General features: G+C 32.2%; 12 protein-coding genes. 9 read left to right on the top strand and 3 right to left on the bottom strand.

Annotation, left to right across the window (positions count from 1 at the left end; translation table 11 throughout):
* Positions 1–54 precede the first annotated feature (54 nt).
* The 3 genes from ACH2BP_RS09980 to alaS form a co-directional block, all read right to left on the bottom strand.
* Positions 55–828: a hypothetical protein gene (locus tag ACH2BP_RS09980; protein WP_395059460.1), complete on the bottom strand. Its 774-nt coding sequence runs from the start codon at positions 826–828 to the stop codon at positions 55–57.
* Between the two features lie 147 nt (positions 829–975).
* Positions 976–1,353, bottom strand: a complete 378-nt coding sequence (locus tag ACH2BP_RS09975) for a GxxExxY protein (RefSeq protein WP_395059458.1) — start codon at positions 1,351–1,353, stop codon at positions 976–978.
* Between the two features lie 135 nt (positions 1,354–1,488).
* Complete coding sequence (gene alaS / locus ACH2BP_RS09970; RefSeq protein ID WP_395059456.1) at positions 1,489–4,137, bottom strand: alanine--tRNA ligase; 2,649 nt, start codon at positions 4,135–4,137, stop codon at positions 1,489–1,491.
* A gap of 331 nt (positions 4,138–4,468) precedes the next feature.
* Here alaS and ACH2BP_RS09965 point away from each other — a divergent pair, with 331 nt between their 5' ends.
* From ACH2BP_RS09965 to ACH2BP_RS09925, 9 genes are all read left to right on the top strand, one after another.
* Positions 4,469–5,446 (top strand): M23 family metallopeptidase, encoded by a 978-nt coding sequence (locus tag ACH2BP_RS09965; protein ID WP_394758644.1) that lies wholly within the window; start codon positions 4,469–4,471, stop codon positions 5,444–5,446.
* On the top strand, positions 5,446–5,778 hold the full coding sequence (locus ACH2BP_RS09960; RefSeq protein WP_394758643.1) for a MerR family transcriptional regulator: 333 nt from the start codon (positions 5,446–5,448) through the stop codon (positions 5,776–5,778). The genes ACH2BP_RS09965 and ACH2BP_RS09960 overlap by 1 nt, the downstream gene beginning before the upstream one ends.
* A gap of 29 nt (positions 5,779–5,807) precedes the next feature.
* Positions 5,808–6,398: a LemA family protein gene (locus ACH2BP_RS09955; protein ID WP_395059454.1), complete on the top strand. Its 591-nt coding sequence runs from the start codon at positions 5,808–5,810 to the stop codon at positions 6,396–6,398.
* Positions 6,399–6,470: 72 nt separating this feature from the next.
* Positions 6,471–6,908, top strand: a complete 438-nt coding sequence (locus ACH2BP_RS09950; protein ID WP_394758641.1) for a TPM domain-containing protein — start codon at positions 6,471–6,473, stop codon at positions 6,906–6,908.
* Entirely contained in the window at positions 6,908–7,702 is a 795-nt protein-coding gene (locus ACH2BP_RS09945) for a TPM domain-containing protein (RefSeq protein ID WP_395059452.1), read from the top strand. The genes ACH2BP_RS09950 and ACH2BP_RS09945 overlap by 1 nt, the downstream gene beginning before the upstream one ends.
* A 33-nt stretch (positions 7,703–7,735) precedes the next feature.
* Positions 7,736–8,113 carry a DoxX-like family protein gene (locus tag ACH2BP_RS09940; RefSeq protein WP_394758639.1) on the top strand — a complete coding sequence of 126 codons (378 nt, stop codon included), beginning with the start codon at positions 7,736–7,738 and terminating at the stop codon, positions 8,111–8,113.
* Positions 8,107–8,838 carry a DUF2071 domain-containing protein gene (locus ACH2BP_RS09935; protein WP_395059450.1) on the top strand — a complete coding sequence of 244 codons (732 nt, stop codon included), beginning with the start codon at positions 8,107–8,109 and terminating at the stop codon, positions 8,836–8,838. Before ACH2BP_RS09940 ends, ACH2BP_RS09935 begins: the two co-directional genes overlap by 7 nt.
* Positions 8,829–9,581, top strand: a complete 753-nt coding sequence (locus tag ACH2BP_RS09930) for a class I SAM-dependent methyltransferase (RefSeq protein WP_395059448.1) — start codon at positions 8,829–8,831, stop codon at positions 9,579–9,581. The genes ACH2BP_RS09935 and ACH2BP_RS09930 overlap by 10 nt, the downstream gene beginning before the upstream one ends.
* Before the next feature lie 11 nt (positions 9,582–9,592).
* On the top strand, positions 9,593–9,988 hold the full coding sequence (locus ACH2BP_RS09925) for a hypothetical protein (protein ID WP_395059446.1): 396 nt from the start codon (positions 9,593–9,595) through the stop codon (positions 9,986–9,988).
* Positions 9,989–10,081 lie beyond the last annotated feature (93 nt).

Raw genomic sequence — 10,081 nt, 5'->3', positions numbered from 1 at the left:
CCTCCAAGAGTTTGGAACTCTTGGAGGGTTTTGTTTTACTTGAAATTTTAAACTTTAATAAGTATATAACATAGTACTTAACACAACATTATTTGAGTCTTTTTCTGTTCTTTTTGTTGGATAGCCATCACTGTTATATTCATACTCATAAGTTATAACTCTTGTCGTGCCTGAATTACCCGTATACTGATTAAACAACGTCTCTTTTGTAAAGTTATTTACTGAACAAATCTCTATTTCGGTAATAAGCTTATTAAACCCTAAAATATTTTTATATGGACTGTTTTTATTATCAAATATATAATCAAAATTATTTGTAGTAACTCCTGTAACTGGTTGGTTACATGAAACACTATAATCTTTTACAAAATTACCATTTACAAAAGTAAATGTTCCACTTCCTAATGAAGTTTCAGCCCCAGTAGTTTTATCTACAGATACACTTATATAAGTAACCGTTCCGTTTTCATTATAAGTATATGTACGTTTCGTTTTATAATTATTAACAGCAACATCTTGAATATAAGTTTTTAGATTACCTCCTTCATATGTAAAATCTTTGTAATCTTTATGAGTCGTTCCATTTATATATTCAATTCTCGATATCAAATCACCTATATAAGTATAAATGTATCTTTTTGTCCCAGAAGTTCTCTCATTAATTTTGTTTCCAGTATAAGTAAAATTACTTATAGCACCATCAATATTTCCAGTCCTTAGCAAAACTACATTTGGAGCTGGCGTAACCTCAACTAGTGCCTCTTCACTTTTAGAACAAGACGCAAAACCTAACGCAACAACACTTAATAACAAAACAATTCTTTTCATTTTTGGGGTTTTATAAATTTGTGTAAAGCAAAAAAAAAAAACGAATTAATTGGTTTTTTTGTAAGTTTATTTTTAGAAAGTTTTATTTACGGAAAGGCTCAGAGGCGCAAAGCTTATGAAAGTATATTTTTTTATGAAAATAAAAGGTTACAAACCACAAACCACTCTTGTAATTCCGTCTTTTATTAATGCTTCATTAAAATTAATAAGTAAACCCAATTTTATTTTTGTAATTCTCAAATAAGTTAATAATTGTTTTGGATGTAATCTCGAAATTTGTTCGACAGATTTTATCTCAATAATTACTTTGTTTTCAACTATTAAATCAGTTCTGAAGCCTATATCAAGAAAAACATCATCCCAAATAACCGGAATTGGTTTTTGCCTTTCTACACTTAGCCCTCTTTTAACTAATTCATGGTAAAGTATTGCTTCATAAACAGATTCTAATAATCCTGGACCAAGTTTAGTGTGAATTTTATAAGAAACGTCAACAATTATTTTTGATATTTCGTTTTCTGTCATAATTTCTTTTTTTCACGCAAAGACGCAGAGACGCAAAGCTATATTTTTATTAAGTATTTTTATCTTCTTATTTATTCATTAAAACTTTGCGCCTCTGCGTCTTTGCGAGGTTTAAAAAATATAAATCAATGAATTTTACTTCACAAAACTCACAGCATTCTCTAAAACTGCAGCAATTCCGTTTGCATTTTTCCCTTTTCCTGATGCAAAAAATGGTTGTCCACCACCGTTTCCATCAATGTATTTTCCTAATTCTTTGATAACAGCATTAGCGTTTAAGCTTTTTTCTGCAACCAATTCTTTAGCAATGTAACAATGAATATTTGGCGTGTTATCTTCTATTGAAGCTAGAACAACAAACGAATTTGGTTTAGCACTTCCCAATGCTTGTGCCAAATCTTTGGTTGAACTCATTGACAAATCTACTTGTTTCGACAAAAAGTTGATTCCATTAATTTCTTCGAATTCGGAAACCAATGCATTTTTTAATCCATCGATTTTTTCTTTCAACAATTGCTCAATTTGTTTTTTCAACTTCGCATTATCGTCTTGTAATGAAGCCACAGATTTTAAAATATCTTGTGGGTTTTTCAACGTTTCCTTAATTTCAGATAATGTCTTTTCTTGATTTGTATAGAAATTCTTAACTGCATCGCCAGTAATAGCTTCTATTCTTCGAATTCCTGCTGCAACTGCTCCTTCTGAAATGATTTTGAAATGCCAGATTTCTGCTGTGTTTTTCACGTGAATTCCACCACAAAGTTCTTTACTTTCACCAAATTCTATCATGCGGACATTATCGCCATATTTTTCTCCAAACAAAGCCATTGCGCCTTTGTCTAACGCCTCTTTAATTGGAATATTTCTGTGTTCTACCAACTGTAATTGTGCTTCAATTTGAGCGTTTACACTTGCTTCTACCTGACGTAATTCGTCATCAGAAACTTTACTGAAATGTGAAAAGTCAAAACGCAAATAATTTGGATTTACTAATGATCCTTTTTGCTCTACATGTGTTCCAAGAATGTTTCTCAAAGCCAAATGCATCAAATGCGTGGCCGAATGATTTTTGGAAGTTGATGTTCTTAAATCGGTATTCACTTTTGCCACAAAACCAGCTTCGATATTTTCTGGCAATTGTTTTGCAAAATGCAAAATCAGGTTATTTTCTTTTTTAGTATCAATGATATCAATCGTTTCGTTTGCAGAAACCAAGGTTCCCTTATCTCCTACTTGTCCTCCACCTTCTGGATAAAATGGTGTGTTGTCTAAAACGATTTGGTATAAAATTCCATCTTTTTTAGAATCTACTTTACGAATACGTGTGATTTTTACATCATTTTCAGTTTGGTCATAACCAACGAATGTTTCGACGTTTCCTGGAATTAAAACCGACCAATCTTCAGTAGAAACTTCAGAAGCCGCACGAGAACGCGCTTTTTGTTTTTGTAATTCTGTTTCGAAACCTGCTTCGTCTAAACTAAATCCTCTTTCTCTAAGAATTAAGGCTGTTAAATCGATTGGAAATCCGAAAGTATCATATAATTCGAATGCTTTTTCTCCAGAAACTTCTTTTCCAGAAGTATTTTGCATTACGTTTTCTAACAATTGAATTCCTTGTTCTAACGTTCTTAAAAACGAAGCTTCTTCTTCACGAATTACATTCGTAACCAATTGTTGTTGCGATTTAATTTCTGGGAAAAATTCACCCATTTGATTCGCTAAAACTTCTACCAATTTATTAATGAAAGGTTCTTTAGTTTCTAAGAACGTAAATCCGTAACGAATCGCACGACGTAAAATTCTACGAATTACATAACCTGCTCCTGTGTTAGATGGCAACTGTCCGTCGGCAATAGCAAAAGCTACAGCACGAACGTGGTCGACAATAACACGAATGGCAATATTGGTTTTATTCTGTTCTTGAGATTCTTCACTTTCGTTCAGAATGACATCATTGGTAGTATATTTTAATCCTGTAATTTGTTCTACTTTTTCGATAAGTGGCGTAAAAACATCGGTGTCATAATTTGATGTTTTCCCTTGCAATGCCATACACAAACGCTCAAATCCCATTCCAGTATCTACGTGTTGTGCTGGTAATTTTTCGAGAGAATCATCGGCTTTACGGTTAAATTCCATGAATACATTATTCCAGATTTCAACTACTTGTGGATGATCATTATTTACTAAACTTTTCCCCGAAACTAATGCTTTTTCTTCTGGAGTACGCAAGTCGACATGAATTTCTGAACAGGGTCCACAAGGTCCTTGGTCTCCCATTTCCCAGAAGTTGTCTTTTTTATTTCCTAAAATGATTCTATCTTCGTCAATTAATCCTTTCCAAATATCCCAAGCTTCTTGATCGAAAGGCACATTGTCTTCTTTGCTTCCTTCGAAAACAGAAACGTAAAGATTTTCTTTTGGAATTTTATAAACTTCAGTTAATAATTCCCAAGCCCAATTAATCGCTTCTTTTTTAAAATAATCACCAAAAGACCAGTTTCCTAGCATTTCGAACATCGTATGATGATAGGTATCGAAACCTACATCTTCGAGATCATTATGTTTTCCAGATACGCGCAAACATTTTTGAGTATCGGCAATTCTTGGACTTTTTGGCGTTCCGTTTCCTAAGAAATATTCTTTGAATTGTGCCATTCCCGAATTGTTAAACATCAGTGTTGGATCGTCTTTAAGAACGATTGGCGCTGATGGAACGATAAGATGTCCTTTAGATTCGAAGAACTGAAGGTATTGCTTGCGGATTTCTTTTGATGTCATTTTTTATGTTTAATCGGTTATTCGGTTATTTGTTGATTTGGAGCTTCGAATAAACGAATAACCAAATTAACGACTAACCTTTTTGCCCCAGATAACAGTGAAAAGCTTCGAGATTCAGAAAGCAATTTTTTCTTGAGTTTGTAGAACGACCGAAGGAAGTTTCTGCAAAATCGTAGAAAAAAAGATTTCTGGACGAGAACTTGCAACGAATAGCTGGATTAGGCACCTAATAGTAAAAAAAATGTTTAATAATTGAAACAATTTCTACATTAGTTCGTCTAATATTTTGTTACTTTGTGATAACGACTGCAAAAATAGGATTTTTTAAAATATGAAGAAAGTAAAATACTATTACGATGCCGAAAATTTAGCGTATCGGAAAATAAAAACTAAAAAAGCGAGAAGTTTCGGCTATATCGCATTGTTTTTAGTGGCGTCGGCATTGTTTGGTTTTTTGTGTTTTGTAGCGTTATTGAATACGCCGTACTTTGAAACTCCAAAAGACAGATTGCTGACTCGAGAAAATGAAAATTTGAAATTAAATTACACCATATTAAACAAACAAATAGATGAATTAGATGCGGTTTTAGCTAGTGTTGCTGATCGTGATAATAATATTTATCGTGTTTATTTTAACAACGCTCCTATTTCGGAAGTAAAAAAGACCAAAGGAATTGTTAGTGAAAGTAGGTTTAAACAATTGTTGGGTTTTAATAATGAAAAATTAGTAACCAATACTGCTGAACGTGTAGATTTAATTTCGAAACAACTCGCTATGCAATCGAAATCGCTCGATGAGATTTTGAAATTATCTAAAGCAAAAGAGAAATTTTTAGGTTCTATTCCAGCTATTCAGCCTGTAAAGAATGAACAATTGAGACATATGGCTTCTGGTTTTGGATACCGAAGTGATCCGTTTACCAAAGCTAGAAAAATGCACAAAGGAATGGATTTTACTTCGCCCACAGGAACGCCAGTTTATGCTACTGGAGATGGTGTGATAAGACGTGCTGATGCAGGCGCCTCAGGTTTTGGAAATCATATTGTGATAAGTCATGGTTTTGGTTATGAAACTTTATATGCACATTTAAGCAGATATAACAAACGAGCGGGACAACGTGTTAATCGTGGTGATATAATAGGTTTTGTTGGAAGCACTGGACGTAGTCAGGCTCCGCACTTACATTATGAAGTTCACAAAGGCGGAAATGTAGTAAACCCAATTAACTTTTATTACGGAAATATTTCGGCGGTAGAATATACGGCTATTGCAAAATTAGCAACACAAGAAAATCAATCTCTAGATTAATGCACATAGATTTACCTAAAGATAAAAGATATTACAGCATGGGCGAAATTGCCACTGCTTTTGATGTGAACCAATCGCTTATTCGATTTTGGGACAAGGAATTTGATATTCTAAAACCAAAAAAAAATGCCAAAGGCAACCGAATGTTTACACCCGAAGATGTAAAAAATTTGCAACTGATATTTCATTTGGTCAAAGAACGTGGGTTTACACTAGAAGGTGCAAAAGTACATTTGAAAGAAGGTCAGAAAAAAACCTTAGACAAGTTTGACATTATTAGCAAACTAGAAAGCATTAAGGCACAATTATTGAGCATTAAAACTGAATTATAAAATTAAACAAATCTTTAAAAACAAAAATTATGAAAAAATGGTTAATTCCCGTTGGGATAATTGCAGTAATTGCATTCGCAATTTATAGTTGGGCTGCAGGTTTTAATAACTCTGCTGTAAAAATGAACGAAGATGTTTCGGAGTCATGGGGAAATGTACAAACATCTTACCAACGTAGAAATGATTTGATTGGAAACTTGGTAAATACTGTAAAAGGTGCTGCTGATTTCGAAAAAAGCACATTAACTGCTGTAATCGAAGCACGTGCAAAAGCAACTGCTGTAACTGTTGATCCAAAAAATATTACACCAGAACAATTAGCACAATTTAATCAAGCACAAAGTGGCGTTTCGTCTTCATTGTCAAGATTGTTGGTTAGTGTTGAAGCATATCCTACACTGAAAGCAAACGAAAACTTCTTGAAACTACAAGACGAGTTGGCAAGTACCGAAAATCAAATTTTGACAGCTAGAACACGTTTTAACGAAGCTATCAAACCATTTAACAATCATGTAAAAACGTTTCCAAACTCTATTTTAGCAGGTTGGTTCGGATTTGAAGGAAAACCATATTTTGATTCTGAACCAGGCGCTGCAAAACCTGTTGAAGTAAAATTCTAAAAAAAATAATCCGCGAATTTCTAAATTACATAATTACAAATTCGCGGTAAATCATTTTTAAATAAATACCAAATGTCGAAAGTAGAAGATTTTTTAACCAAAGAAGAAGAACAAGAAATTGTGGAAGCTATTCGTGTGGCTGAAAAAGAAACTTCCGGCGAGATTAGAGTACATATTGAAAAAACAACTTCCATCGATGCGTATGACCGTGCGATGGAAATTTTTCACGAATTGAAAATGGATGAAACAGAACTCAAAAATGGAGTTTTGATTTATCTAGCTGTAAAAGATAAAACTTTTGTCATTTGTGGAGACAAAGGCATTAATGATGTCGTTACTGCTGATTTTTGGAATTGTACCAAAGATATTATGGTGGCACATTTCAAAGAGCATAATTACAAACAAGGACTTATTGATGGTATTTTGAGAGCTGGAGAACAACTCAAAAAATATTTCCCTTGGCAAGAAGGCGATACCAATGAATTATCAAACGAAATATCTAAAGGATAATGACTTTAACAAAAATGAATTACTCGATTTTTCTGAAACTACTCGTTTGTTTTTTATTTACTCAAATTAGTTTTGCACAATTTACTATTCCAGAAATTCCAAAATTACAGACTTCGGTATATGATTATGCTAATGTTTTATCTGCTACTGAAAAATCGCAATTAGAACAAAAACTAATTAAATACTCTGATTCAACTACAACTCAAATTGTTGTCATTACTATTGAAAGTCTAAAAGGTGAAGATGTTAGCCAATTGGCTACAAAATGGGGACAAACTTGGGGCATTGGTGGAACTGCAAAAGATGACAATGGTGTCGTTATTTTATTATCCAAAAATGAAAGAAAAATTGCCATTAATCCAGGTTATGGTTTAGAAGATAGACTGACTGCAGGAATTGGCGGAGAAATTATTAGAAATATTATTATTCCAGAATTTAAAGCCGGAAGTTACTTCAATGGATTAGACAAAGGTGCCGATGCTATTTTTGATGTTTTCAAAGGAAAATACAAAGGAACACGAAAAGAAAATAAAGAAGGTGGCGGAATTCCGATTATATTTTTTATCATTCTTTTCATCATTATACTCGTCATAATTTCCAAAAACAACAAAGGAAACGGAAGCGGAATTGGCGGAACACCTAGCTTACTAGACGTGATTATTTTAAGTAGCATGGGACGAAGTGGTGGTGGTTTTGGTGGTTCATCTGGAGGAGGTTTCTCTGGTGGCGGAGGTTTTGGTGGTGGTTTCGGTGGCGGAGGTTTCTCTGGTGGCGGAAGTAGTGGAAGTTGGTAGCTTATTTTAATATTGATTGTAGATTTTAGATTTATGACATATAAAAAACTTTCTATTTATTTAATTTCTTTAGTGTGGCTTAGCAACGGTCTTTTTTGTAAAGTATTAAATTATGTTCCTCGACACCAAGAAATCGTTAAAGAAATTTTATGTTTAGATAATCCTTCCGCTTATATTATTACCAAACTAATAGGTTTTTCAGAAGTCTTAATGGCAATTTGGATTATCAGTAGAATTAATTCTAAAATTAACGCCATAGCACAAATCATTATTATTCTAACAATGAACATTTTAGAATTCACAGTTGTTCCTGATTTACTATTGTGGGGAAAATGGAATTCTGTATTTGCGTTATTATTTTGTCTATTCATCTATTTTAACGAATTTATTCTAAACAAAGAAAAGTGTTAGAAAAATTAAAAAATCATCCTTTTGCCGTTGAAACTTTTTTCAAAAAGTCAATTGTCTTAACATTTGCCATTCCTAAAGAACAATTAGAAAATTTACTTCCTGATTGCCTTGAATTAGATACTTATGATAATAAATGGGCTTTTATTGCAGTTGCAATGGTTGAAACTGAAAAATTACGTCCAAAGGGGTTTCCTGAATTCATGGGAAATGATTTTTTTCTAATTGGCTATAGAATTTTTGTAAAATATAAAAATCCAAAAGGGAAAATTTTCAGAGGTTTATATATTTTAAAATCCGAAACCAATAAAAAGAAAATGGAATTCTTCGGCAATATATTTACGCATTACAACTATGCTACAACCGATATCGTTAAAAAAGAATATAAAGAAAATACAAGTTTTGAATCTGTAAAATCAAAATTTAATTTTGCTTTTTCTGACATAAAAGAAGAAGTTTCATTGCCTTCCAATTCTCCTTTTACCGATTGGAAAACAGCTAAAAAATATGCTGGTCCGCTACCTTTTACTTTTACAGTTAAAGAAAATGAAATCTTAATTATTGAAGGAGTTCGTGAAAAATGGAACCCAAAACCAGTTGAAATAATCAATTATAAATTTGACTTCTTAAACAAATTTAATTTTTCTGATATAAAGTTAGCCAATGCTTTTATTATAGAAAACATTCCGTATTATTGGAAAAAAGGAAAAATTGAAAAATGGAAGTAAAAAGAAAACCTTTTCAAGGAGTATTAAATATTTTAAGCTTTAACAGACATTTTTATGTTTTTGGTTTAGTCGCTTTGACATTGATTATTACAAGTCATATATTATTTAGTTGGTCAAATATTTTATATTCGATCATCCTTTTATCCTTTATTTATGGATTATTAATGCCATTAATTGTATCAGCTTATGTTTATGATTTTTCAGGCTATTATAATTTCAATTGGTTAAAAAAATTCAACCTTACAGATTCAAAAGACACTAAAATTCTGAACATTAACGCTGGGTTTGATGAAACAAGTTTTATCATCAAAAGCTTATTTCCACAATCAGATCTAAAAGTTTATGACTTTTACAATTCCAATCAACATACAGAACCCGCAATAATAAGAGCAAGGAAAGTAAGCTTGGTCTATCCAAATACGCAACAAATTATTTCAAACTTTATTCCTTTAAAAGACAATTCTGTTGATTATATTTTTTTATTATCCGCAGTTCACGAAATTCGTTCCCAAGACGAAAAAGTTCAGTTTTTAAAAGAATGTCATAGGGTTTGTAAATCAACTGGAAGTGTTATTATGGTTGAACACTTGCGAGATTTCCCCAACTTTGTTGCATTCTCAATCGGATTTACACATTTTTTCTCCAAAAAAATATGGCAAAGAGCGTTTACAGAAGCTGGTTTTTCTTCATGCAACGAAACGAAATTTACCCCATTTATGTCTGTCTTTAATTGTTGTCCTTAATTTTTAATAAAATGGAATTTCAACTTAACACAATTGGATGCCTTTTAATTTTGCTAGCTTTAATTCACATTATTTTTCCAAAATATTTTAATTGGAAAGAAGAATTGAATCATTTAAGTTTAATAAACAAGCAAATAATGCAAGTACACACCTTTTTTATTGCTTTAACAGTTTTCTTAATGGGAATTCTTTGTGTTACTTCTGCAAATGAAATCATTACAACTTCTCTTGGAAAAAAAATTAGTTTAGGCTTTGGAATATTTTGGCTTTGCCGATTACTAATTCAGTTTTTTGGATACTCTTCAAAACTGTGGAAAGGAAAAGCTTTTGAAACCACTGTTCACATAACCTTTTTAATATTTTGGCTTTTATTAAGCTTAACTTTTTTAAAAATCGCTTTTAGTTGACAATCAAGCATTTTCCATTACAAGAGCAGGATCAAATTCCATGGTATCCAACACCTCTACTTCATCCTCTTTTTCAAGTTTAGAAGCCTTAAT

It is taken from the genome of Flavobacterium sp., from assembly GCF_043756175.1.
Lineage (GTDB): Bacteria > Bacteroidota > Bacteroidia > Flavobacteriales > Flavobacteriaceae > Flavobacterium.
This window is presented reverse-complemented; position numbering and strand designations above follow the sequence as displayed.

Coding starts and splice junctions, on each gene's coding strand:
- ACH2BP_RS09950 (WP_394758641.1), top strand. CDS start 6,471: ATGTCGAAAGTAGAAGATTTTTTAACCAAAGAAGAAGAACAAGAAATT.
- ACH2BP_RS09975 (WP_395059458.1), bottom strand. CDS start 1,353: ATGACAGAAAACGAAATATCAAAAATAATTGTTGACGTTTCTTATAAA.
- ACH2BP_RS09925 (WP_395059446.1), top strand. CDS start 9,593: ATGGAATTTCAACTTAACACAATTGGATGCCTTTTAATTTTGCTAGCT.
- ACH2BP_RS09930 (WP_395059448.1), top strand. CDS start 8,829: ATGGAAGTAAAAAGAAAACCTTTTCAAGGAGTATTAAATATTTTAAGC.
- ACH2BP_RS09940 (WP_394758639.1), top strand. CDS start 7,736: ATGACATATAAAAAACTTTCTATTTATTTAATTTCTTTAGTGTGGCTT.
- ACH2BP_RS09945 (WP_395059452.1), top strand. CDS start 6,908: ATGACTTTAACAAAAATGAATTACTCGATTTTTCTGAAACTACTCGTT.
- ACH2BP_RS09955 (WP_395059454.1), top strand. CDS start 5,808: ATGAAAAAATGGTTAATTCCCGTTGGGATAATTGCAGTAATTGCATTC.
- ACH2BP_RS09965 (WP_394758644.1), top strand. CDS start 4,469: ATGAAGAAAGTAAAATACTATTACGATGCCGAAAATTTAGCGTATCGG.
- ACH2BP_RS09980 (WP_395059460.1), bottom strand. CDS start 828: ATGAAAAGAATTGTTTTGTTATTAAGTGTTGTTGCGTTAGGTTTTGCG.
- ACH2BP_RS09960 (WP_394758643.1), top strand. CDS start 5,446: ATGCACATAGATTTACCTAAAGATAAAAGATATTACAGCATGGGCGAA.
- alaS (WP_395059456.1), bottom strand. CDS start 4,137: ATGACATCAAAAGAAATCCGCAAGCAATACCTTCAGTTCTTCGAATCT.